This is a genomic window from Streptomyces sp. NPDC101490 (assembly GCF_044767145.1).
Taxonomy (GTDB): domain Bacteria; phylum Actinomycetota; class Actinomycetes; order Streptomycetales; family Streptomycetaceae; genus Streptomyces.
In genome coordinates, this window is record NZ_JBIWNI010000004.1 from 303,328 (window position 1) to 328,317 (window position 24,990).

Consider the following 24,990-nt stretch of genomic DNA (forward strand, 5'->3'; position numbering starts at 1 on the left):
CCGTAGGCGGGTGGTTCGAGGCCGGGCGGGCGGGGCCGGGCGGACGGACAGACCGGACAGCGAGACCGGACACGGGGACCGGACGGGGACAGGCGGCGATTCGTCCGTTCCTCGTGGAGTGCCCGGTGGAGGTGCCCGGTGAGGGGTGCCCGGTGAGGGGTGTGCGGTGGGGGTGTCCCGTGAGGGTGTCCCGTGGGGGTATGCGCGGGCTCCGGGGGGTTTTCGTGGGCGTTCCGCGGGCACGTCGCGGGGGCGCAGGGGTGTCGGGGGTGGCGCTCCCCTGCGCCCCCCGTGCCGGTTGACGCGTTTCTCCCGTACCTCTAGCGTTCTTCACCCCGTGGCGTGACACAGCGTCAACAACGTTGCGTGACAAGGCGCATGGGGCGAAAACGTACGCGCGAACGCGCCGGTCGATCACCGGCAGGCGGTCTTCCCCGGAGGGCCCGAGGACGGTACGGGGGTGAGCGCGGTGAGTCTCTTCGGCCAGGACCGGTCGTTCCTCCATGCCCTCCCGCCCGCCGACCGCAGGGCGCTGCTCGCCGAGGGCGCCCGGCGGGTCTTCGCCCCCGGGGAGGTGATGATCCGCGAACGGGACACCAGCGCCTACGTCCTCGCGCTCCTCTCCGGCTGGGCCGTCGTCTCGGTCGGCACCGAGCGCGGCTCGCGGCTCATCCTCGCGCTCCGGGGCGAGGGCGAGGTCGTCGGGGACCTCGCCGCCGTGGACCGGCGCCCGCGCAGCGCCAGCGTCACCGCCCTGGGCACGGTCGAGGCGGTGGCGATCTCCGGCGACCGGTTCCGGCGCTTCCTCGCCGCCCGGCCGCACGCCACCTCGCTGATCCTGCGGCAGCTCGCCACCCGGCTGCGCAGCGCCGACGTCGAGCGCCGCTCGCTCGCCTCCGAGACCGTCCTCCAGCGTCTCGCGGCCCGGCTCGTCGAGCTGGCCGAACGCGCCGGACGGCGGGGCGATACCGGGACCGTACTGGAACTCCCGCTTCCGCAGCACGATCTGGCCGCCGCCGTCGGGGCCACCCGGGAGGCGGTGGCCAAGGCCCTGCGGCTGCTGCGGGAACAGGGCGTGGTCCGTACCGCGCACCGCACCGTCGTCGTCCTCGACATGCGGGTGCTCGTGCTGCTCGCGGAGGGGCGCGCCCGCCCCGGCGGGAGTTCGGCCGACGAATCTCCGCCAGGTGTGTAAACGGCTACATCGCCGACCGCGGAACGCGGTCAGTCTGGACGCACGGCATCACGGCACGAACGGCACCGGGGCATCACACAGGGAGTCCGAGAGTGAGCACTGCGGGACGGAACGGGCAAGCGGGTGGCGAACCGGCCGGGATCCACCGGTTCGTCGTCTTCGGAGACATCTGCGGCTCCGGTTCGCTGGACCTGGCGGAGAAGAAGCTCCAGCGGACGGCGATGTACGAGGCGTTCGACGAGGCGTTCGGCTCGGTCGGCGTCGAGCCCGGCACCTTCCACCAGGAGGACCGGGGGGACGGCATCCTCGCCGCGCTGCGGCCCGACGTGCCGCCGACCCTGATGGTCGGCCGGTGGATCGACACCCTGTACGAGAGCCTGCGCGACCACAACCAGGGGCGCGGGGTGCCGCTGCGGCTGCGGATCGGGATGAACGCGGGGCTCGTCGTCCAGGACCGGCACGGGCTCGTGGGCCGCGCGGTGGACCTTGCCGCCCGGCTCTGCGACAGCGCCCCGGCCAAGCGGATCATGAACGAGGTCCCCGGGATCGACCTGCTGGTCGTCGTCTCGGACTGGCTGTACGTGAGCGTGGTCTCCGAGGGCGGGCGATACGTGGAGCCCGGTCACTACCGGGCGGCCCGGGTCCGCGCCAAGGAGACCGACGAGACCGCCTGGTTCCATGTGCCGCGCCTGCCCGCGCCGCCGCTCCTCGGGGCGGACGGGGACCTGGCGCGGGGGGACGAGGGGGCGCCGCCGACGCCGTCCGCCGAGGGGGAGCGGGCGGCGGAGGGGTCACGGACCGGCGTTGGGCCGTCGCGGGGGGACGGCCCAACGCCCCGGACCGGGGGAGGGAACCGCACGTACCACGTCGGGGGGGATCTGCTCGACGTCCACGGCAACACCATCCACGGCGGGTTCACCGGCATCCGGAAGGACGCGCGCCCCGAGCCGGGCGCGGGCCGGGGTGGGGCCAGGGGTACGGGCGGGGCCCAGGGTGCGGGCGGGGGTGCGGCGGCGGCCCCCGCCGCGGACCCGGCGGCGGAGGCCGCGCCCACGGCGGGTGAGGCGCGGTGAGCGACGAGGACGAGGGCGCGCCGCACGGCGACCCGGACTCCGGGCCGGGGTACGGCGACCGGGGCGGCGCCGAGGACCGGGGGTCCGACCGGGGCGGGGACCGCGGCTCCGACCGTAGCTCTGACCGCAGCTCCGACCGTGGCTCCGACCGCGGTGACAGGAGTGACCGGGGCGGTCGAGGGGATCGGGGCGACCGGAACGACAGAGGCGGTCGCGGTGACCGGGGCGAGAGGGGTGACCGGGGCGAGCGCGGGGGCCGGGACGGCGATTCCCGTCGGGACGGGGCCGACGGCGGCGACCAGCCGCCCCGTGAGCCCAGCGTCTTCGCCGCCGCCGACCGGGGGCCCCTCGGGGGCGAGGGCGACACCGGCGGCGCCGCCACGGCCCGCCGGGCCGTCCGCACCTGGGCGGGCGGCGGGGCCGACCGGCTCACCACCATCCACGGCGACGGCACGGTCTTCGAGGGCAACCAGATCTTCGCCCTGTACGGCTCCGACCGCGCCGCGCACTTCGTCCAGGGCCCCGTGCCGCCGGAGACCCTCGACCACCTGGGGCGGGTGTACTGCGCGACCGCCGCGTACCCCCGGATGCGGGACCGGCTCCGCGACCACCGGGTGCTCGTCCTGTGCGGCGAGCCCGGCAGCGGCCGGAAGGCCACCGCGCTCGCCCTCCTCGACGAGCTGACCGGCGGGAGGGTCTTCCGGCTCGACCCGCGCCACGGCGTCGACGAGATCACCGAGGACGCCCTCCAGGAGGGCGGGGGCCACCTCCTGGAACTGCTCGCCGAGGACGTGCGCGCCGAGCTCGAACCCTCCGGCGGCCGGGGCGAGGGGAACACCCCCCGGAGCCGCCGCCGTCCCACCCCCCGGCTCAGCGAACTGCACCTGGACCGCTTCGGGGACCTGCTGCGCGGCCGGGACGCGTACGGGGTCGTCCTCGTCGAGGACGGAGAGCTAGCCGACCGGCTGCTGCGCGGCCGCTACGGGATGTACTGCGCGCCGCCGCCCGCCGAAGAGGTCCTCCAGCGGCACCTCTGGCACCGGCTGCGCGCCGAGTCCGACGAGGCCGTCGGAGAGGCGCGGGCGCACGCCGGACGGCGGGAGGTCGTCGCCGCGCTCGGTCTGGAGGAGCTCCGCCCCCGCGAGGCCGCCCGGCTCGCCGACCACCTCGCCGGGCACTGGCGGGGGGAGATGTCGGACGAGCGGCTCCTCGTGGAGTGCCGGTCGTTCGTGCGGTCGCAGGCCCGCGAGTGGTTCGCCGGGGCCGACCGGCCGGGGGCGCTCCCGGAGGCACTGCCCGCGCTGAACGCCGGGGCGTTCCGCATCGCCGTCGCCGTCTTCGACGGCTCCGCCTACAGTCTCGCCGCCGAGGCCGCCGAACTCCTCTCCTGGGAACTCGCTGTCACCCTCGACCCCGAACACGCCCCGGGACGCCGCCTGTTCGGCACCCACGCCGAACACCGCCCGGTGCAGGCCCGCGCCGTCCTGGAGGACGGCGAGCTGGACCTCGGACCGGCCAAGGTCCCGGTGCGGGCCGTCCGCTTCCAGGGCGAGGCCCTCGCCGGGGCCGTCCTCGGGGAGGTGTGGCACGGCTACCACAACGTGCGCGGCCCGGTCGCCCGCTGGCTGCGCGCCCTGTGCGACGACCCCCGCCCCGAGGTGTGGGTGAGGGCGTCCATCGCGGCCGGAGTGCTCTGCTCCTGGGACTGGATCCACGGCTTCCGCGAACTGGTCGTGCCGCTGGCCGTCACCGACGAGCCGGTCGCCCGCATGGCCGCCGCCACCGCCCTCGCCGAGGCCGCCCGCGACCCGCGCGTCCGGCCCGCCGTCGCCGCCGTGCTCAAGGACTGGGCGGGATCGGGCGAGGACTCCCTCGTCAGGACCGCCCTGCTCGCCCACGGCTATGTCCTGGCCGCCGGGAGCGTCCCCGGCTCCCTCGACGCGCTGGCCCGGACCGTCAGGGCCCGCGAGGCGACCGACATCGAGGTCCTCGTGCCCGCCTCCTTCAGCGTGGCCCGGCTGCTGGCCTCCGGTGAACCCGGGCCGGTGCTCCGCAGGCTCCGGCACTGGCTGGAGGACGGACGGCTCAATCTGGCCAACCTCGTGCACCTCTCAGTCATCCGGACGCTCACCACCCGCACCACCCATCTGTGGGGGCTGCGCGAGGTGCCCGAACTCGACGGACACGCGGCCCGTCCGCTGCTCGTCGCCCTGCTCGCCACCCGGCCGGAACTCGCCCCTCCGCTGGCTTGGCTGCTGCGCCACGCACTGACCACGGCCCGATCCGGGGAAGCTGCCCTGGAGGCGCTCGGCGGTCTGCTCCGGCGGGCCGCGAAGGACCCGGAGTCGCTCGGGCACGTCGGTGGCTTCCTGCCGCTCCTCGCGGTGGACCGCCGCGACCGCGACCGGCTCAGGGGCCTGCTGAACGAACTGGTCAGGGACCGCGACCGGCCCCTGGACCGTGAAGCGGCGCGCCGTATGTGGGACGCCGTGACGGAAGGAGCGAACCGATGACCGGGCCCGAACAGGACAGGAACCCGCGGCGGGACGAGCGGGCGCGCCCGCAGGACGGGGAGCGGGCGTACGACCCGGACCGCGACGGCCGCGACCGTGCCCGTGCCCGTGACGAGCGGGCCCGTGCCGGGGACGGCCGGGAACGGCAGCGGCACGAAGGGCAGAACGGCGGCCGTCGGGGTGGCCACGACGACGCGGAGGACACCGACCGGGACGCGGACGCCCGGGACGGGGAGCGGGACGGCGCGGCGCGGGGGCGGTCGGCCGGTGACCCGTACGACGGCCCCGGCGGGGGCTCCGAATCCGGTTCCGCTTCCGGCCAGGCCGGCCGGCCGCGCGGCCCGCTGGTCGGTGAGTACGCGCCCCCGTACCGGCGCCGGAGCGGCCGGGTCGCCGCTGTGCTCCTCTACCGCAACGGCGGCCATCGGATCATCTGGCCGGACCGCACCGAGGACGTGAACAAGCCGATGTTCGGCACCCCCTACACCGTCTTCGAGGTGCGGCTGGGGCGCAACGTGACCGAGTTCAGGCTCCAGCTCCCGGCCGCCGGGGACGGCGTCTTCTTCGAAGCCGTCGCCAAGGTCCAGTGGGTGGTGACCGACCCGCACCTGGTCGTCCGCGAACAGGTCGAGGACGTCGCCGAACTCCTCCACGACGAACTGCTCGACGGTCTGCGCAGGCTCTCCAGGAGATTCCGGATCACCGAGGCGCAGCGCGCCGACGAAGCCGTGCGGGAGGAACTGGCGGCCGGGCGGCTCAGCTTCGGCCGGGACATGGGCCTGCGCACCCGGGTCCTCGTCTTCATCGACCTCGACGACTCCGTCAAGGCGGAGGTCTCCCGGCGGGACCGGGTCGGCGTCACGATGGAGGCGGACGAGCGCGTCGCCGAGGCCGAGCGGCGCCGGGAGGCCGCCGAGCGGGCCCTGATCGCCGACCGGGCCCGCGAGATGGAGGCCCTTTTCCGGCGCGGCGACCTCGCGCAGATCGCCCACCACATGGCGATGAACCCCGACAAGCAGTGGGAGATCCGCACCCAGCTCCAGCGGGAGCGGCGGGAGAGCCAGGAGGACTACCTGGCCGTCTTCAACCGGCTCCTGGACACCGGTGTCCTCGAACGGCACGACATCGGCGAGCAGATGTACCAGGTGCTCATGTATCTGCGGACCCAGACCGGCAGCGTCCTCGGCGGCATCACCGACCGGGTGCTCAACCCGCCGGGCGACACCGGGCGCCGACGCCTCGACCCGGGGCCCGCGCACCCCGAACCGAGCTTCCCCGACTGGGACGACGAGCACGGGGAGCACGGGGACGCGCCCCGCGAACCCCGGGTGTACGAGCCGACCCGCGTCGAGTCGGGCTCCGAACGGGAGCGGGAGCGGGAGCGGGGGAGGGGGCGCGACCGCGAGCGGTCGCGGTCCCGTGACGACGACACCCGTGAGGGGCGCGGTGACGGCCCCCGGGAGGAGACACCCGCCGACCGCCGTGACGGGGGCCACGACCGGTACGACCCGGACGACCCCTACGGGCGGACCGACCGGGACGACCGCTACGACCGCGACGACCCCTACGACCGGTCCCGGCGGACCACCCGCCCCGGCAGGGCCAGTTCCGCCTTCGACGACTGGGACGAGACATGACCGCGCCGGTCCCGATACCGGACCCGGAGCCCCCACCGGACGCCGTACGGGGGCCCCGGACCGGTCCCGTACGGGGGCCGGGGGACGGGCCCGTAAGGGAATCCGCCCCCGGTCCCGTAGGGGAGCCCACCGGTCCCGTACGGGTTCCGGCGCCCGGCCCCGGACGGCGCCCCGCACCCCGTCCCGTACGGGAGCCCCCGGCCGGGACCGGGCCGCACCCGGTCCCCGTACTCAGGGAGGAGGAGCTGAGGTTCATGGCGGAGCACCTGCTCTCCACCGTCCGCGAGGACATCGGGCGGGCCGACACCAAGGCCGCGATCCTGCTCTCCGGCGCGCTCGCCTTCCTCGCCGTCGTCTTCTCGGGGGAGCGCTCCCTCCTGCCCACCACCGGGACGGGACTCGTGTTCCTGCTGGTCGCGGGCGGGCTGTGGACGGCCGGTGTGGTGATGCTCGTCTCCGTGGTGCTGCCGCGCACCCGGATCGGCGCCGACCGCACGCTGCTGCGCGAGCTGACGGCCGGCCCGACCGGGCCCGCGCTGCGCGCCCGGCTCACCGCCACCGGCACGGACGCCACCGGCTGGCTCCTCGAACAGGCCGGTGTGCACGGCCTCGTGCTCGCCGCGAAGTACCGGTGGCTGCGCCTGGGCGTCTGCGCGCTCGCGCTCGGCGCCCTTCTGGCCCTCTTCAGCGAACTGTGGTGAGAGTGAACATGCAGTGGACCACCAGGGGCAGTGTCCTGCTCCTCGCCGGAGCGCTCGTCGCCCTCTCCGGACCGTTCGCGGCGACCGCCGCCCCGGGCGCACCCGGGGCGCCCGCGCGCCCGGCCGCCCCGACGGTGTTCCCGTACGCCCCGGCCGCGTCAGCGGTGTTCCCGTACGCCCCGGCCGTCCCCCACGCCCAGGCCGCCCCGCACCTGCCGGGCACCCCGTACGCCCGGGTCGCCCTTCGTGTCCCCGCCGCCCCGCTCGCCCCCGCCGATCCCACCGACGGGCCCGACCCCATCGACTTCGCCGTCGTCGTCGACCAGTCGGCCAGCCTCGCCGACAAGGACCTCGCGCGCGAGACCGAGGCGGCGGCGCTCATCAGCCAGGGCGAGATATCGGAACGCTCACGGGCCACCGTCATCGGCTTCGGCAGCTCCGAGAAGCCCGGCCAGTCACCCGTCCGCGAGGTCTGCCCGCTCATCGCCGTCGACGCGGCGGGACGCCAGCGGCTCAGCGACTGCGTCCAGCTCCTCAACGACCGCGACGCCGCCCGCACCGGCCCCGGCACCGACTTCCCCGCCGCCGTCCGGCAGGCCGTCACCCGCCTCACCGGGAGCAGGCCGCCCACCGGCGCCGGGACGCCCGCCGTCCCCAAGGTCGTCTTCCTGCTCACCGACGGGCGGCTCGACGTCGCCGACAGCCCCGAGTACGGCACCGACCGCGACAGCCGCCAGGCCAACGGCGCCCGCAGGCTCACCGAGGAACTCGCCCGCGCCCGCGCCGCGGGCGTCCAGATCTGGCCCCTCGGCTTCGGCGGCGAGATCGACCGCGCCGCCCTCACCGCCATGGCCGAGGGCGGCTACCGGGGCGCCTGCTCCGGAATTCCCGGCTCCGTCCCGCGGATGCGGGTCGTCGGCACCTCCGCCGGGATCGACACGGCACTCCAGGAGACCTTCGCCGCCGCCCGCTGCGCCCGGATCGCCCACGGCACCGTCGGCAAGCCCCCCGCCGACCTGACCGTCACCATCCCGCCCATCGCCACCGACGGTTCCCTGACCGTCGCCAAGCACGATCCGAAGGTACGGGTCACCTACTACGACCCGGCGGGCCGCAAGGTCCCCGCCCAGGGCGAGCTCGACGGCTCCGTCTTCGAGGTGAGCGGCCAGAACGGCCCCGTCGAGGCGCTCCGCGTCACCAACCCGCTGCCCGGCCGCTGGCGGGTCCACATCGAGGCCCCGGAGGGCCACGGGGACCGCGAGGTCGCCGTCCGGGCCATCTGGCAGGGCCGGCTCCGCTCCATGGTCGTCCTCGACCCCGCGTCCCCGCGCCCCGGGGAGAAGGTGACGGTGGAGGTACGGATGCAGACCCGGCGCGGAGTCGTCATCACCGACCCGGGCCAGCTCGCCGGGCTCGCCGTGACGGCCGACCTCAGCGGCGACGGCTTCGGCCCCGTCTCCTTCCGGCTCGCGGACGACGGCAGGGCCCCCGACGCCAGGGCCGGGGACGTGCGGTTCACCGGTACGTTCACGCTGCCCGCCGGAGCCACCGGCGACCTGGAACTCCTCACCAGGATGGCCGCCCCCGGCATCGTCTCCGACCGGCGCCCGCTGCACGCCCGCGCCGCCGACGGCGTCCCCCTGGTGACCGCCGGGCTCGTCACCGACTCCGTCACCGTCCACCCCGGCGGCACCGTCCACGGCACCCTCGACGTCACCAACAACGACACCGCGCCGCACACCCTGCGCCTCGCCCTGGCGGACCAGGTCCCCGGCGCGGAACTCGCCGTCACCCCGGCGACCGTCACCGCCCCGCCGAACAAGGCCGTCCGCGTCCCCTTCACCGTCACCGTCGGTCCGGGCACGCCCCTCGGCGAACTCGGCGGCCGGATCACCGCCGTGGACACCGGAGACGGCGACCGGGCCCTGCGCAGCGCCTTCCTGAACGTCCGGGTGGTGGCCCCGCCGACCTGGTGGGACCGGTGGTGGTGGGCCGTGGCCGCGGGCGCCACCGTCGTCCTCCTCGCGGGCGCCTTCGCCGGAATCCGGCTCGCCGCCCGCCGGCGCCGCCGCGACCTGACCGGTGTCACCCTCGAACTGTGCCAGGACGGAAGGCCGTTGGACTCGCTGACCGTGCGCAGGGGACAGTGCCCCGGCGGCGCCTTCGCCTTCACCGTGGACGAGCCCTACGGGGCGCCCCCGACCCTCCGCCGTGTCCCCGGCGGCTCCGCCTCCAGCGCCCACGTGCTGCGCCGCGACGGCGCGGGTGAACTGCTGCTGCGCCTCCGGGGCGGTGGCCAGGCCCCGCTCAGGTCCGGCGAACCGACCGGCATCGGCGACCACGAACTGGTCGTACGGAGCGGCCGCACGGCCCCGCGCGGCGACGGGGACCGTACGGGCGTCGGAAGCCGTACCGGTGCCGGGCGCCAGAACCGCGGGTCCCGCACCGGCCGGGCGGCCTGGTGGCCCGGCGCGGCCCGGCGCACCGAGCCCGTCGGCGCCCCCGGAGCACGGAGGGGAGGCCGTACGGACTCCGAGGGCCGACCCGGCGACCCGGGCGCGGGCACCTCACCCGACCCGGGCGGTGGCTACGACGACAACTTCTGAACGGACCGGCACCCGACCGATTCCGGACGGACCTCATCCGGCTCACCGGATCGGTCGGCCCCGAACGCGTGAGCTCTGAACGGGGCAGCGAGGAGAAGGACATGAAGATCTACCAGCCGATGCTGTTCGTCGGGCTCGGCGGCACCGGCGGACGCATCGGCAGCGAACTGGAGCGCGGCCTGCGCCGGGAACTGTGCGGACCCGACGGCACCGACCTGGTCGACGGCGGCCGTCGGCTGCCCTTCCAGCTGCCCGACTGCCTCCAGTTCGTCTACGCCGACTTCAGCGAGGGCGAACTGCTCAACCAGCCGCAGTTCCGCGCCAAGGGCGCCGAGGGCGCCGCCTTCGCCCGTACCTCCCGCATGGTCCGCGACCTGCTCCCCACCGACCTGGAGAGCTCGCCCGACGTGACCCGCATGCTGCGGGTCTCCCTCCCCGAGGAGACCCGGCTGTGGCTGCCGCCGCAGGCCCGCCAGCCGCGCGTCGCCCCGCTCAACGCGGGCGCGGGCCAGCTCCCGACCGTCGGCCGCGCCGCCCTCTTCGCGACCCTGCGCTCCGGCCTCGAACCCGTCCTCCGTCAGCTCCGCGAGGCCATCGGCGCCATCGGCCAGGCAGCCGGGGACCTCCGGCGGGTCGGCGGCGGCCGGATCAGGGGCTGTGACGTCTTCGTCGCCTTCTCCGTCGCCGGAGGAACGGGCGCCGGGATCTTCTACGACTTCATCCACCTCATCGGCCACGAGTTCCGCAACGCCCGGGTCCCCGGGGTGAAGATCTACCCGCTGGTCGTCATGCCGTCCGCCTTCCCGCCCGAGGCGGGCGGCGGACGCGAAGCCGAACTCAACTCGGCCCGCGCCCTCGTGGACCTCTCACGGCTCGTCGACGACCAGAACGTGCCCGACGCCCTCGACCAGGTCGGCGACGTCGAGGACCGGGGCAGGCTGAGCGTCACCTACCCCGGCGACGGCGTCGTCGCGCTGCGCCCGGCCACCATGCAGACCGCGTTCCTGTTCTCCAAACCCGCCGTCATCGGCAGCGAGGACCTGCGCCGCTCCATCGCCGCCATGGTGATGTCGCTGATCGGCACCGACATCGGCGACGACAGCGGTTCGGCCACCCGCGCCGACGAGGACTACCAGTCCTTCGCCGCCAGCTTCATCAACAAGAGCGTCGAACGCTCGACGCCCGCCCGCACCGGCATCGGCTACCGGGGCATGTCCACCAGCCTCGCCGCCTCCCTGACCGTGCCCGTCGACGACCTCGCCGAGATCGTCGCCGCCCGCCTCCTCGCCCAGGCCGTGAGCGGCATGGCCGAGCGTGCCGCACGGCCCGACCGGGAGGGCCAGAACCACGTGCGGGACCTGTTCACCCGCTCCGGCGTCGGCCGCCTCTGGAGCCGTGAGGCCCCCGACGTGCCCGCGCCCGAGCAACTCCCCCGGGGCCGCAACCGGATCACCCAGGAACTCCGGAACCGGCTCGGGGACATGGAGGAGGCCCTGCGCCGCCTCGACAGCGGTCTCGCCCGCGAGATGCCCCGCCTCACCGAGGACTTCCGGCCCAGCGCCGGAGTCCGTGAACTCCTGGGCCGGATGGACCCGTTCCAGGTCGAGGTGGTCCTCGCAGGACTGCCCGGCCACCCCGACCGGGTGGCCAGGGAGGGCTTCACCGGAATGCTCGACAACCGGCGCAACGAACCCGAACGGCCGCCGGACGTGGGGACCTCCGCGCCCGCCATCCCCGCCGTCCGGGGCAGCGTCGGCGGAGTCGTACCGGCCCGGTGGAGCGATCCCGACGTCCAGGACGCGCTCGCCGCCCAGGAAGCCTGGTACCAGTGGCGGGCCCGCACCCTCTGGCACCGGGGCTGGCAGGCGGGCGAGGCCCAGTGGCGGCCCTCCCTCAACCGGGTCACCGTCGAGGTCGCCGAACTCGCCAAGGCGCTGCGCGCGCACGAGCACGACGAGGCGAAGTCCTTCGCCGAACGCCGCCGCGACCTCTACCGCGACGACCGCGCGGGCATCGCCTACCTGCTGCCCCCGCAGAACACCCTGCGCGCCTTCTACGACGACGTCGTGGACCGGCTCGCCGAGAGCCTGGGCCTGCCGGAGACCGCCGACCCCGCCGCCATCCTCGGCAGGCTCGTCGGCCCCGACGATTGGCGGCGGGCCCTCGACACCGTCCGGCGGTCCGCGGGGGCGGCCGTGAAGGAGATCAAGCAGGTCGTCGAGCGCCGGGTCAAACGTCTTTTCGGCGAGGCCAACGACGACGTCTTCGCCCGCCCCCTGCTGCCCTCCATGGAACTGCTCCTGCGGGCCGCGTCCGGCGACGAGTCCGCCGAGGCCAAGGTCGATCCGCGCTGGCTCGACCAGTTCCGCGCCCGGCTCGCCGGGCTGATCCCGGTGGGGTTCGTCCCCGACGGCAGCGGGCCGCTGAAGATCCTCATCGTGCACCCGGCGAGCGAGGCGGACGGCCGGGCCCGCGACTTCCTCGAACAGGAACTCAACCTGCCCGCCCGGGTCACCCCGGAGAGCCGCGCGGGCGACACCGACTCCATCACCGTCGTCTTCTTCCGCAGCGGCATGAACCTCACCGACATCTCCGAGGTCCGCGGTGTCCTCAGCGTCTGGTCCGAGGCGCGCGACGCGGGCGGCGAGGACGACTTCCTGCACTGGCGCCAGCGCCTCGGCTACCAGGACGACTGGCTGGTCTCCACCGAACACGACCGGCAGCGCATCCTGCACCGGCTGCTCTGCGCGATGTGGAACGGGCACGTCGACGCCGAGGGCCCGGCGGACTCGCCCCACCGGGTGCGCATCCGGCTCCAGGACGGCGAGTCCGCGACCATGTCGCTGCGCCTGGAGGACTTCGACGGCTCCCTCTCCAGCTGGGCCGGGCTGCTGCGCGCGTACGAGCGCTGGGCACTGCTCGACGAGGGGCAGATCATCGAGCAGTTCTGCGAACGCCTCATGCAGGCCCTGCCGAAGGGGCTCGCACAGGTGCCGGTGCCGCCCTCGCCGCTCTTCGCACGGTTCGTGGAAGAGGTCGCCCCGCGCCAGCTCGACCTCATCGACGGGCTGGTCGAGGAGTTCGGCCCGGCGGACAGCGAATGGCTCGCCCCGCTGCGCCACTTCTGGTCCGTCACCTACCCCGGCGCCCTGGCCATGCGCTTCCCGAAGGCGGCCCGCGCGACCAAGTCGAGCCTGCGCGCCCTGTACGACCGGCACACCCCGCGCCCGGCACCCGGCCGGGGCCCCCGCCCGCAGGGGACGGGGGAGCGGGGCGGGTACGGGAGCGGGGGCGGACCACGTGCCCCGTACGGGAACGACGAGCAGGGCCCCTACGGGACCGGCGACGGCCCGGGGCCCGACCCCCGCGTCCCCTACGGGGACAGGGACACCCGGGGCCCCGGCCCTGGCGGACGGACGCCCCGGCACCGGTCCGCCTACGACGGCGAGTGGGAGTTCGACCCCGAGCCGGACCCCGCGCCCGACCCCGAGCCGGACCTCGCCCCGTACGACGACGAGCCGTACGAGAACCCGTACGAGGAGCCGCACGGACACCAGGACGGACGTCGGGACGGATACCAGGACGGACTTCGGGGGCGAACACGGGAGGGAGACCGGCGTGGAGACAGGCGCGGGGCCCGGGAGGAACAGTGGGACGAACAGCGGAACGGACACCCGAACCGACACCGGGACGGCCGCGGGGACGGCCGCGGGGACGGCCGCCGGGAGGGAAACCCGTACGGGACCCCGTACGCCGACCCGTTCGATGAGCCGTTCGAGGACCGCGACCCCGGACGCGACCCTGTGAGGGATCCCGTAGGAGATCCCGGCCCCGGACGTGGGACCGACCGCGAGCCCGGCCGTCGGCCCGGCCGGGATCCGGACCGCGACCCGGGTCGTCACCCCGGGCCCGGCCCCGCGCGGGGCCACGGTCGGGGCTCCGGTCAGGGTTCCGGCGGCTCCGGCTCCGGCTCCGGCTCCGGTGTCCGTGGTGACGGCGGGGCCGGGCGGGACGACCGGAGGGCACCCCGCCGCGACCCGGAGAAGGAGGCCGAGTGAGCCCGCGCGTCCTTCCCGAACGGCCCCTCCCGGGGCACGCCGTCTGCCTGGACCTGAGGACGGCGACGGCACACGACCCCGACGACGCCGTCCGGGCCGCCCTCGACGCACAACGACCCGGCGGCGAACGCCGCTTCCTCGTGCTCGACACGGCCGACCGGCTCGTCGCCCACCAGCGGCTCTACGAGCGCCTCTCCTCGTACGGCCCCGCCCGCGTCGTCTGCCTCGCGGTCGGCGACCGGAACGGGCGGACCGTGCGCCGCACCCTCACCCTGCGCCCGCCCGCCGCGGGCGTCCTCTGGCTCTTCGACGGCGTCGAGGACGAGGTGCCCGGCGATGCCGTACTGCGCCCGCTCGTCGACGTCCTGGCCACCCCGGAGGTCTTCGACGCGGTCCTGCGCGCGCTCGGCGAGGTCGTGCACGGGGTCGCCGTGCCCGCCGTGCGCGTCCTGGAGCACGACCTCACCGACGAGGCACGGGAGCGCGCCTGGCGGCAGGCGGTCGAGGGGCTCGTTGGCCAGGAGGTGCCCTCGGGCGCGTCCGCCGCCGAGCGGGTGCCCGGCGCGCCGGCGCTGCTCCTCGACGAGGGCGTGCCGCGTTCCCTGGCCGGTCACCAGTGGCTGCCGCCCGGGGGCAGGACCGGGGCCGCGCTCGCCGCCTGCGAGGAGGCCGTCGCGGACGCCGTCGACGGACACCAGCGGGTCCGGGGCGCGGCCGGACTCCTCACCCGGGCGGGCGTGGACGTCGATCTGCCGGGGGACATCGAGCGGGTGGTACGGGAGCTGGGCCGGGTCCGGGCCGTCGTCGCGGACGCGTTCGGCGCCGCGGGCGGCAGCCGCCCCACCGTCGAGCACCGGGCCGTCCTCCGGGACCGGGGCGTCGAACTCCCCGAGATGCCACGGGAGATCACCCGTGCCGGGATCGTCCCGGCCCTGCGCGACCACACCCACGAACTGATCGGCCGGGGTCTCCCGCTGCGTTCGGTCGCGGCCAGGCTCTCCGCGCTGTCCGCGCGCACCGCGCCCGTCGGCAGCACCGCCCGGCTCGCCCGGCTCGACGCGCTCTGCGGCCCCGAGCGGCTGCGGCGGCTCGACGGCCGGTACGCCTTCACGGCCGGGGGCCCGCGTCCCACGGCCTTCGCGGTCACCGGGCTCCTCGCCCTGCTCGCCGGGGTGTGGCCGGTCCTCGGCTGGGTCCTCGGCCCGGCCGTCGGCGCCGTCGCCGCCGGACTCGCCCGGCTGGCGCTGCGACGCAGGCCCAACCGGTCGCCGGACGGCCGGACCGACGGCGGCGGGTCGACGGGGGCCGCGCCCCGGCTGCTCGGCGGCCTCCTCGGTGGCCTGGCCGGGGCGGCCCTGGGGCTGTTCCTCGGCCCGCCGCCGTGGGCGGGGGCCCTGGCGCTCGCCGTGTCCCTCACGGCCGTCGTCCTCCTCGCGCTGCGGGACTGGACCCGGGGCGTGGACGACTGGTGGGCGCGGGCGGACCCGGAGGAGGCCTGGCGCGTCCTCGGGGAGGTCCGGAACCTCGTCGTCACGACCGCCGTGCACGACTGGCTCTTCGCCGAGGTGCGCCACCACTGCTCGGCGGGCGCGGGCGCGGTGTCCCGGCTGCTCGGTGACCTCGCGGACACGGCCGACAGGCACAGGTCCGGCACCGCCGTCCCGCCGGGCGCGGACTTCCGCGCGGCGACCCGGAACCGGGAGGACCGGAGCCGGGAGGACCGGAGCCGGGAGGGCCGGGGAGGCGGCGAGTGGGATGGCGGCGAGTGGGGCGGCGGCGAGTGGGGCGAGAGCCTCCCGCCGCCGTCGGCCCGCTCCTCCGACGCCTCCCGTCCGCTGGACCCGTACGGGAACCCGCGCGGGGACACCTACGGGGGCCCGTACGGGAACGCGCACAGGGGTTCGTACGACCCCCACGGAGACTCGTTCGGGGACACCTTCGGGGACACGTTCGGGGACAGGGGTGACGACCACTACGGAGACCCGTACGGGGACACCTTCGGGAACCGGGACGACCTCCACGGGAGGAGCCCCTACGGGGGCCGGGACAACCCGTACGGGAGCCCCTACGGAGCCGGAGACGGGGACGGGGACGGGGATGACCGGGACCCCTACGGGTCTTCCGGCAGGTCCACCGCCGGGGTCCCGGGCTTCTCCGCCCGGGACCCCGAGGACCGCCATGGAGGGTCCTCGGCACCGCCCGCGCCCGCCTGGCTGGAACGGCGGCACGGGGACGGCGGCCCGTTCCTCGTCGACACCCTCGTCGGCGACCTGGTCGCGGGTACCCTCCTGATCCTCGACCGCTGCTGGGCGGGCGTCGAGCGCGACCCCGGCGCCCCCGCCTCCCCGGTCCACGCGCAGCGGCTCACGGAACTCCTGGACGACACCCGGCTGCGCCTGGAGCGGGACGTGGCCGCCTCGCCGCCGTCCCGCCCCGACGGGCCGCGCGACCCCGGGGGCCCCACCGGGCTCACCACCGCCCCCGTCGACCGGCCCGACGCCGCCCGGCTCAGCGGGGTCGCCCCCGACGCGGTGGCCCGGCTGCTCCTCGCCGGGGACGACCCCGGACTCACGGTCGCGCTCTGCGGGCCCGAGCACCTGCGGCTGCTCTCGCACGACCCCCTCGCCGCCCGGCAGATCCGGTTCGTACCGGAGGCCATGCGGCGTGGGGCGGCCGGCGACGACATCTGGCGGGGCACTCCCGAGGACGTCGTCTGGACCGGCGCGGGGCGCCACGCGGGAATCCTCCGTCTCGTCCCGCTCCGCGCGGACGTCGTGCACACCGTCCGCGCCGAGGAGGCGGAAGACCAGTGACCGACCCGAACCGTCCGAACCACGGGAACGACCCCGGGGACCCGAACGACCCCGGGGCCCCGGACGAACCGTGGGATCCGGACGACCCGGCGGGCCCGGGGCGTCCGGAACCGTACCGCCCGAAGATCTGGCGTCCCGCCGACAGGTCCCTCCCGCCGCCCGCGCGCCCGTACCGCCCGACCGGCCCCGGCCTTCCGGGCGACGCCGATTCCCCGGGCGGTACGGGCCGTCCGGCCGAGACGGCGTTCCCGGGCGACCCCGGGCACCGGACCGGTCAGGCCCGCGCCGACGGCCCGGCCCGCAGACCCGAACCGGCCCGCCCGGACGGACTGTTCGGCCCGAACGGCCCGGTGTACCCGAACGGCCCGGTCCATCCGGACGACCCCGCACGCCATGAGAGTGCAGGCCGCTGGGGCGATCCGTACGCCCCGCCCGCCGCTGCCTTCCCCGGGCCTCCCGGATCTCTGACCGGGCCCGGATCCCCGACCGGTCCCCGGGCGCCGCGTGACCCCGCCCGCCCGGAGGCGTTCGGGTCTCCGTCCGGCGGCGGGCGTCCCCGGGAGGCCGGGGCGGGGCCGCCGGGCGGTGGCGGAGCACCTGGTGGCGGACCGGAGTTCCCGGTCGAGGTGGGCCGGATGACCGCCGACCCCGGCCGCTCCCTCGGGCCGGAGGACCCGGACCATCTCCGGGTGCCGACCCCGCCACCCCACCCGTACTACCAGGAGGTGGAGTTCCTCACCCACGGCGAGGCGCCGGTGCGCTTCGCCGTGCGGTACGGCGAGGACCACCAGGCCCCGGGCCGCCCCGGCTTCCTGGCGCGCCGGGCGTTCCTCGGGACCGCGGCGCAGCCCGTCGTCCAGTACCGGCTGGCCTCCCCGGCGCTCGCCGACCCGTACGCGTACGGCCGTCTGGAGCGCGAGGTGGCCGCCGCCGTCGCCCTCGAACGGCGTTACGGCGGGGCCAGGTTCGGGGCCGTCCTCACTCGGACCGTCGGCTTCGACCTCACCTCGGCGGAGCCCTTCGTGCTGTACCGGCCGCCGACCGGCCGTCCGCTCGCCGACTGGGCGGGCCGCCTCGCCGCCGAGGAACAGGAGCGGATCATCGGCCAACTCGCCACGGCCGTCAGGCTGCTGGCCGACGCCGGTCTCGTCCACCGGGCCATCGATCCCGGCACCGTACGGTGGGACGGCACCCGGGTGCGGCTGTGCGAGCCGTACGCGGCGCTGCGCGCCGGGGAGCCGCGCGAGCCCTACGGGGCCGCCCCCTGGGCCTCGCCCGAGCAGCGCGCGGGCCACGGGACCGCCGACCCCCGCGACGACCTGTGGTCCGTCGCCGAGATCGCCTACTTCCTGCTCGCCGGACACCCCGACAGGGGTGAGGGACCGCCCCGGGACCTCGCCGACTACCGGCGGCTCGCCGCCCTCGAACACAGCGGTCTCTTCTCGCCCAGAGCGTCCGAACGGCCCTGGCCCGAGGACCTGTTGAGGCTCCTCCACGTCCCCGACCCGCTCGCCTCCGGGATCGGTACGGCTGATCCGCTGGACCGGTGGCGCGCCGCGTACGACCACCAGCTCGCCCGCAAGCGCGCCCTCACCGGGGCGGGCCGCCCGGACGGCGGGGCCGCCCCCCGCGCCGCCGCCCACGAGCCGCGCGCGCCCCGCTCCTCCCTCTTCGGACGGATCTTCGGCGGCGGTGACCCGGCCCGGCCCACCGGTGCCGACCGGCACCCGGACGAGGACCGCGGGACGGGTCGCGGCCAACCAGCCGACGGGGAGCGGAGGTTCACGTCCGACGCGCGCGGCGGTCCGGCGGTACCCTCCGGCCCCGCCGCCTTCGTGCCGCCGTCCGAGCCCCTGTCGGCGGCCCTCTCGCGGGGCCGCATGTGCCCGCACTGCCTGCTGCCCGTCACCTACGACGAACGGCTGCTCGTCACCATCGACGCCAAGGGCAATCGCATCCCGCTGGACCTCGCCGCCGAACGGCGGCCCGGACACCGCGCGGACGCCCTCCGCAAGGCGTACCACCTCTGCCCCCACACCGGCGCGGGCGACGAGGAACACGAACTGCCCGTGCCCTACCTCACCAACGGCGAGCCGCTCACCGTCGCGCTCGTCGGCAGTTCCTCCGTCGGCAAGACCCATCTGCTCGCCGCGATGCTCGGCGAGGTCGAACTGGGCGGGCTCGAACCGTACGGACTGAAGTGCCGCCCGCTGAACCCCGAGGCCCACCGCACCTATCTGCGGGAACGGGTGCAGAGCCTCCAGCAGGGCAGACAGCTGGGCCGCACCGGACAGCAGACGTTCGCCCGGTTCGCCGACGGGCTGCTCGTGTCGGCGGGCGGCGCCACGCCCCGGCCCGTGGTCTTCTTCGACCTGGCGGGGGAGGACCTCGCCCAGGACAGCGAGGTCGGCCGCTTCCTCATGGGGGTCGACGCGTTCGTCTTCGTCCTGGACCCGCTGCGCGCGCTCCGGCTCACCTCCCTCGACCCCGTACGGCAGCAGAGCGGTCTGCGACGGCGCGAACTCGGCGACGAGGCCTTCGCCACGGTCCTCAACCGCATCCCCCGGGAGCGCGGCGGGCTCGTCGCCGCCCCGGTGGCGCTCGCCGTCAACAAGAGCGACCTGGTCCGCTTCGAACCCGTCGTGGACCGCTGGCTGGGCCGCGCTCTGACGGGTCGTCATGATCCGGTCGCCGTCGGCGCCGAGAGCCGTGACGCGTACGCCTTCCTCGCCCACCACGCCAGCCCCGCCTGGCTCAAGCCCTTCGACGACTGCGCGGACTGCACCCTGCACTTCGTGGCCGCCACCGGAGGGCAGGCGCGCGGCGACCGGTTCCCGCACGGGGCCCGGCCGCGCCGGGTGCTCGCGCCACTGCTTTCGCTCTTCGCCTCGTGCGGGCTGCTGCCCGGGGTGGACACCGCCGGACCCCTGGGGCCCGGAGAGGGGAACGTCCGATGACATGGCCGGATGACCGGCAGCGCGAAGTCGACCAGATCGTCTTCCGCTGGGACAGCGAGAACCTCTCCGGCAGCACCGGCTTCGGCCCGGTCGCCTGGTCCGGATCCCGTGAGGAGGCCGAGACCCTCTTCCGGCTCGCCGGACCCGTCCTGCGCGCCAGCGGCGAGGAGACCCGGCCCGCCCTGGTCCGGATCGAGCGGCGCGCCGACGTGATGCTGATCCGGCGCGTCCCGTTCACGGGGGCGGACGGCGGCGCCTCCGTGTTCTGCCACGCCCTGGTCGGTCCCCCCGCCCTCCTCGACCCCGTGACCTGTCTCGGGCTCCACGCCTGGGACTGGGAGGGTGCCGGTCTCGACCCGGCCGTCCGGGGGCCGCTGCCGTGCGTCACGGACTCCGCCCTCGACCGGGCGGCCCGCCGGGGACACGACGGACTCGACCGGGAGCTGGCCCGCGTCCCCGGGGAACTCATCGGAACCGTCGCGGAGTTGCTGCGCCACCCCGATGACCGCTTCACCGTCCTCGACGCGCACGGCGACACCGCCGCCCCGGTGCTCTGGGGCCTGTACGGGATGTTCGGCGAGGTCACGGAACGCCGGTGGACCTTCGCCACCCATGACACCGTCGAGGTCCCGGCGGTCCGCTTCGTCTTCGTCGGCCGCTGGTCCGGGGCGGCGAGCGGCAACACCGGTTGCCGCCGGGTGGATCCCCGCGAACGGACCGGCGACCGGGCGGAGGCCGTCGCCGCCCGCCTCGTCGCCCACCACCTGCGGGACGTGGCGGAGGGGGAGGGCGGCAGCTACGCGGTCGCGGCCGCGCTCCTCGCCGTCCGCTCCGCCCGGGCCACCCTCCTGGAGACGGCCGCGCGGGCCCTGGACGGACTGGAGCGGCACGGCGGGTCCGGGGAACGGGGGCCCGCCGGGCCCCGGAAGGGAGGTCCCCCACGGGACTTTCCGGACGGGGGCCGGGGCGGTGGCGCCACCGGCCGGGACACCGCCCGCCGCGCCCCCACCTCACCCTGGGACGCCCCTGCCGATCCTTCCGGAGCCGCTGCTCCGGAAGGGCCCTGGGACGCCCCGGACCGCTGGTTCCGTCCGGCCCCGTCCCCGCACGGCACTCCACGGGAGGTACCGGGACCCACGCATGGGGAACACCCGGACACACTCCCCGGACGTCCGGGGGACCCCGAGAACCCGGGGAAGGCGTACGGGCCCTCCCGTCCGCAGCACCCGCAGCCCCCGGACCACTCTGACCGTTCTGACCGTCCGGTCGGTCCGGACGGTCCGGACCGGCAGGATCGCCCTGACCGCTTCGATCGTCCTGACCGTCCGGATCAGCCCACGGTCCGGCCAGGCCAGGACCGCCGGGGGGACCGTCCCCAGCCTCCTGACCGCCCCGACCGCCCGGCAGGCCCGTCCCATCCGGACCGGCGAGTGGAGGCGGGGCGCCCGGAGCGCCCGCAGCCGCTCACCGGGGCCGACCGTCCGGAACGGCCCCCGGGCGCCGACGCGTGGAACCGCCCGGCGGAGGCGGAGGACCGCGCCGACTCCGCACCGAAGGCGCCCGACCGTCCGACCCGGCCCGACCGTCCGTCCGTGCCTGACCGTCCGTCCGTGCCTGACCGTCCGTCCGGCCCCGACCGTCCGACCCGGGCCGGCCGCGAGGACCCTCCGGAGTCCCCGGGGAATCCCCAGGGGACCCCCCGACCCGCACTCGACAAGTCCCCGCAACCCCGACACCCTCACCAGCCCCCACAGCGTCCACGGCCTCCACAGTCCCCACAGCGCAATGAACCGCACCAGCCCCACGAACACCCCGATTCCCCTCTTTCGGATCCCTCCGATCCCTTCGATCCCTCCGACGGCCCCGCGACCGTCACCTTGACCCTCAGGGACCCCGACCCCTACCCAGACCCCTACCCCGACCCGCCCGCCGACCCCTCCCCGCGCCCCGACCCCGACGCCTCCCCGGCCGGGCCTCCCGTCCGTGATCCGTACCCCCGGCCCGTCCTGACCCTGAACGCGCCCCAGTGGACCGGGCCCGACGCCACCGGGCGGGTGCGGCTCCGGGGGCGGGGCCGGGAGCGGGACGCCGAGACCGGGCTCGTGCACAAGCTGGCCGACGCCCGCTCGGTGGACGAGGCCCGCGAACTCGTCGAGCGGGGCGGGGGCCGCGAACTGCTCGACGCGCTGCGGCGCCAGCAGGTGTACGCCGTGCTCACCGTCCTGCTCGCCGAGGTGGCCCGCCGTCTGCCGTCCTGGGACCACGGGCGGCGCCGGGAGCTGTGCGAGATCGCCATCGCCCGGGAACTGTGGGCGGTCCGGCCGCCGGGCGCGGACGCCGACCCCTCGGACCCTCCGGAGGAGCAGCGCGCGGCGAACTCCGCCGCACTGCACCGCTGGGCCGTCCGTCCCCTCCTCGGCGGCGGCGACGCCCCCGTCGGCACGGTCGCCGAACTGCTCTCCCGGCTCCGTACGGCCCCGGAACCGTCCGCCCGCGAGACCTTCTGGCAGATCGTCGACGGCGAGCGGCCGGGGCTGCCGGACGCGGTGTGGCTGGCGCTGCTCAAGGAGGCGTACGGGCTGCCGCGTTCGGCCCCGCGCCCGGTGGCGGCGTCCTGGCACGGGGCCGGTCAGGACGTCCCCGAGGACCCGGGCGACCCGGGTGACGGCTACACCCGGCGCTTCCTGTTCCGCGCCGGGCTGTTCCTGGGGGGCCTGGTGTCCGTGATCCTCCTGATCATGGTCTTCTTCTGAGCCCCGGCCCCCCGACCCCCCGGCCCCCCGGCCCCCGCACCCGGGGCCCGGCCCCCGCCCGCCGCGCCCCCGCCTGTCGTGTGCCCGTCCGCCGTGCCCCCGCCCGCCGCGCCCCGGCCCGCCCATGAGGAAAGGCGGGCCGGGGGCCCTTCGCTCCGTCAGGATGGCCGTATGGGATTCCACGTCGACTCCGAGACCGGGCGGCTGCGCCGCGTCATCCTGCACCGGCCCGATCTGGAGCTGAAGCGGCTGACACCGACCAACAAGGACGCGCTGCTCTTCGACGACGTGCTGTGGGTGCGCCGGGCGCGGCAGGAGCACGACGGCTTCGCGGACGTGCTGAGGGACCGGGGGGTGGCGGTGCACCTCTTCGGGGACCTGCTGCGGGAGTCCCTGGAGGTGCCCGTGGCGCGCGCCCTGGTCCTGGACCGGGTCTTCGACGAGAAGGAGTACGGGCCGCTGGCCGCCGACCACATCCGGGCCGCGTTCGACTCGCTGGACGCGGGCGCGCTGGCCGAGGCGCTGGTCGGGGGGATGACGAAGCGGGAGTTCCTGGCGGCGCACCGGGAGCCGACGTCCGTGCGGTTCCACGCGCTGGACCTGGACGACTTCGTGCTGGGGCCGCTGCCGAACCACCTGTTCACCCGGGACACCTCGGCGTGGATCTACGACGGTGTGTCGATCAACGCGATGCGCTGGCCGGCGCGGCAGCGCGAGACCGTGCACTTCGAGGCGATCTACCGGCATCACCCGCTCTTCGCGGGGGAGCGGGCGGGGCCGTTCCACCAGTGGTCGCAGGGGCAGGCGGACTATCCGTCGACGATCGAGGGCGGGGACGTCCTGGTCATCGGGAACGGCGCCGTGCTGATCGGGATGAGCGAGCGGACGACCCCGCAGGCGGTGGAGATGCTGGCCCGGCGCATGTTCGAGGCCGGTTCGGCGCGGGCGATCGTCGCCCTCGACATGCCGAAGCGGCGCGCGTTCATGCATCTGGACACGGTGATGACGATGGTGGACCAGGACACGTTCACGCAGTACGCGGGGCTCGGGATGCTCCGCTCGTACACGATCGAGCCGGGGGACGAGGGGCAGTCCCTGCGGGTGACGGACCGTCCGCCGGAGCGGATGCACGGCGCGATCGCGGCGGCCCTCGGCCTTCAGGAGATCCGGGTCCTCACGGCGACGCAGGACGTGCACGCGGCGGAGCGCGAGCAGTGGGACGACGGGTGCAACGTGCTGGCGGTGGAGCCGGGGGTGGTGGTGGCGTACGAGCGGAACGTCACCACCAACACGCATCTGCGGAAGCGGGGCATCGAGGTGATCGAGATCCCCGGCAGCGAGCTGGGCCGGGGGAGGGGCGGACCGCGCTGCATGAGCTGTCCAGTGGAGCGGGACGCGGCCTGAGTACCGGGGGACGCCGAACGGGGCCGCACCTGGGCTGTATATAAATGTTGAAGTATGTATACACTTCCAGGGTCCTGATCGCCGTCGCCCCGACCCGTACCCCCAGGAGCGCGTCCCATGTCCACAGACCTCATCGGCCGCCCCTTCCTCAAGGAGCTGGACTTCACCGCCGAGGAGTTCCGCGGCCTGATCGCGCTCTCCGCCGAGCTGAAGGCGGCCAAGAAGGCGGGTGCCGAGGTACAGCGGCTGCGCGGCAGGAACATCGCCCTGATCTTCGAGAAGACCTCGACCCGCACCCGCTGCGCCTTCGAGGTGGCCGCCGCCGACCAGGGCGCCTCCACCACCTATCTCGACCCCTCCGGCTCCCAGATGGGCCACAAGGAGTCCGTCAAGGACACCGCCCGGGTCCTCGGCCGCATGTTCGACGGCATCGAGTACCGGGGTGACAGCCAGGCGGCGGTGGAGGACCTCGCGGCCTTCTCCGGCGTGCCCGTCTTCAACGGTCTCACCGACGACTGGCACCCCACCCAGATGCTCGCCGACGTCCTCACCATGACCGAGCACACCGACAAGCCGCTGGACCGGATCGCCTTCGCCTACCTCGGCGACGCCCGCTTCAACATGGGCAACTCCTATCTGATCACCGGCGCGCTGCTCGGCATGGACGTGCGGATCGTGGCCCCGGAGGCGTACTGGCCGGGCGCGGAGGTCGTCGCCCGCGCCCGGGAGCTCGCCGTGGCCAGCGGCGCCACGGTCACCCTCACCGAGGACGTGGCCGAGGGCGTCGCGGGCGCCGACTTCGTCGCCACCGACGTCTGGGTCTCCATGGGGGAGCCCAAGGAGGTGTGGGACGAGCGGATCGCCGCCCTCGCCCCGTACTCCGTGACCATGGACGTGCTGCGCGCCACCGGGAACCCGGACGTCGGCTTCCTGCACTGCCTGCCCGCCTTCCATGACCTGGGCACGGCCGTCGGGCGGGACATCCACGCCCGGCACGGACTGACCGAGCTGGAGGTCTCCGACGAGGTCTTCGAGTCGGCCCACTCGGTCGTCTTCGACGAGGCGGAGAACAGGATGCACACGATCAAGGCGGTCCTGGTCGCCACGATGGCCGGCGGCCCGCTCCCCGCGCTTCCCGCGTAACCCGGCGGTTCGGGCGGGCTTGGCTCAGAGGGGCCCGGCGGAAGGGCTCAGGGGCCCGGCCGAGGGGCCTCTGGGGTCCGCCGAAGAGCTTCGGAGACCCGACGGAGGGCCGCAGGCCCCGCCGAAGAGCTTCGGCG

General features: G+C 75.6%; 12 protein-coding genes. All 12 read left to right on the top strand.

Annotated features, from left to right (window positions below):
• Positions 1-469: 469 nt before the first annotated feature.
• The 12 genes from ACIRQY_RS12440 to argF all read left to right on the top strand — a co-directional run bounded on the left by ACIRQY_RS12440 (position 470) and on the right by argF (position 24,853).
• Positions 470-1,195: a Crp/Fnr family transcriptional regulator gene (locus ACIRQY_RS12440; RefSeq protein WP_351781617.1), complete on the top strand. Its 726-nt coding sequence runs from the start codon at positions 470-472 to the stop codon at positions 1,193-1,195.
• Positions 1,196-1,287: 92 nt separating this feature from the next.
• On the top strand, positions 1,288-2,268 hold the full coding sequence (locus ACIRQY_RS12445; protein ID WP_403924401.1) for a hypothetical protein: 981 nt from the start codon (positions 1,288-1,290) through the stop codon (positions 2,266-2,268).
• Entirely contained in the window at positions 2,265-4,781 is a 2,517-nt protein-coding gene (locus tag ACIRQY_RS12450) for a hypothetical protein (RefSeq protein ID WP_403924404.1), read from the top strand. Before ACIRQY_RS12445 ends, ACIRQY_RS12450 begins: the two co-directional genes overlap by 4 nt.
• Positions 4,778-6,418 (top strand): hypothetical protein, encoded by a 1,641-nt coding sequence (locus ACIRQY_RS12455; protein ID WP_403924406.1) that lies wholly within the window; start codon positions 4,778-4,780, stop codon positions 6,416-6,418. The genes ACIRQY_RS12450 and ACIRQY_RS12455 overlap by 4 nt, the downstream gene beginning before the upstream one ends.
• A 254-nt stretch (positions 6,419-6,672) precedes the next feature.
• Positions 6,673-7,119 carry a Pycsar system effector family protein gene (locus tag ACIRQY_RS12460; protein WP_403924409.1) on the top strand — a complete coding sequence of 149 codons (447 nt, stop codon included), beginning with the start codon at positions 6,673-6,675 and terminating at the stop codon, positions 7,117-7,119.
• Positions 7,120-7,127: 8 nt separating this feature from the next.
• Complete coding sequence (locus tag ACIRQY_RS12465) at positions 7,128-9,725, top strand: VWA domain-containing protein (RefSeq protein ID WP_403924702.1); 2,598 nt, start codon at positions 7,128-7,130, stop codon at positions 9,723-9,725.
• Between the two features lie 101 nt (positions 9,726-9,826).
• Complete coding sequence (locus tag ACIRQY_RS12470) at positions 9,827-13,783, top strand: tubulin-like doman-containing protein (protein WP_403924412.1); 3,957 nt, start codon at positions 9,827-9,829, stop codon at positions 13,781-13,783.
• Entirely contained in the window at positions 13,780-16,596 is a 2,817-nt protein-coding gene (locus ACIRQY_RS12475; RefSeq protein ID WP_403924415.1) for a hypothetical protein, read from the top strand. Before ACIRQY_RS12470 ends, ACIRQY_RS12475 begins: the two co-directional genes overlap by 4 nt.
• 635 nt (positions 16,597-17,231) lie before the next feature.
• Positions 17,232-19,553, top strand: coding sequence for a hypothetical protein (locus ACIRQY_RS12480; protein WP_403924418.1), 2,322 nt, complete (start codon positions 17,232-17,234; stop codon positions 19,551-19,553).
• The gene (locus tag ACIRQY_RS12485) at positions 19,550-22,306 is read left to right on the top strand and encodes a hypothetical protein (RefSeq protein ID WP_403924421.1); all 2,757 of its coding nucleotides are present in this window, start codon (positions 19,550-19,552) and stop codon (positions 22,304-22,306) included. The genes ACIRQY_RS12480 and ACIRQY_RS12485 overlap by 4 nt, the downstream gene beginning before the upstream one ends.
• Positions 22,307-22,477: 171 nt before the next feature.
• A complete protein-coding gene (locus ACIRQY_RS12490) occupies positions 22,478-23,710 on the top strand; it encodes an arginine deiminase (RefSeq protein WP_351781399.1) in 1,233 nt (410 codons plus the stop codon).
• A gap of 117 nt (positions 23,711-23,827) precedes the next feature.
• Positions 23,828-24,853, top strand: a complete 1,026-nt coding sequence (argF, locus tag ACIRQY_RS12495) for an ornithine carbamoyltransferase (protein ID WP_403924424.1) — start codon at positions 23,828-23,830, stop codon at positions 24,851-24,853.
• Positions 24,854-24,990: the final 137 nt, after the last annotated feature.

Bases quoted from the DNA above. Each gene is read 5' to 3' on its own strand.
- ACIRQY_RS12460 (WP_403924409.1), top strand. From the start codon at position 6,673: ATGGCGGAGCACCTGCTCTCCACCGTCCGCGAGGACATCGGGCGGGCC.
- ACIRQY_RS12490 (WP_351781399.1), top strand. From the start codon at position 22,478: ATGGGATTCCACGTCGACTCCGAGACCGGGCGGCTGCGCCGCGTCATC.
- ACIRQY_RS12480 (WP_403924418.1), top strand. From the start codon at position 17,232: ATGACCGCCGACCCCGGCCGCTCCCTCGGGCCGGAGGACCCGGACCAT.
- argF (WP_403924424.1), top strand. From the start codon at position 23,828: ATGTCCACAGACCTCATCGGCCGCCCCTTCCTCAAGGAGCTGGACTTC.
- ACIRQY_RS12485 (WP_403924421.1), top strand. From the start codon at position 19,550: ATGACATGGCCGGATGACCGGCAGCGCGAAGTCGACCAGATCGTCTTC.
- ACIRQY_RS12465 (WP_403924702.1), top strand. From the start codon at position 7,128: ATGCAGTGGACCACCAGGGGCAGTGTCCTGCTCCTCGCCGGAGCGCTC.
- ACIRQY_RS12470 (WP_403924412.1), top strand. From the start codon at position 9,827: ATGAAGATCTACCAGCCGATGCTGTTCGTCGGGCTCGGCGGCACCGGC.
- ACIRQY_RS12455 (WP_403924406.1), top strand. From the start codon at position 4,778: ATGACCGGGCCCGAACAGGACAGGAACCCGCGGCGGGACGAGCGGGCG.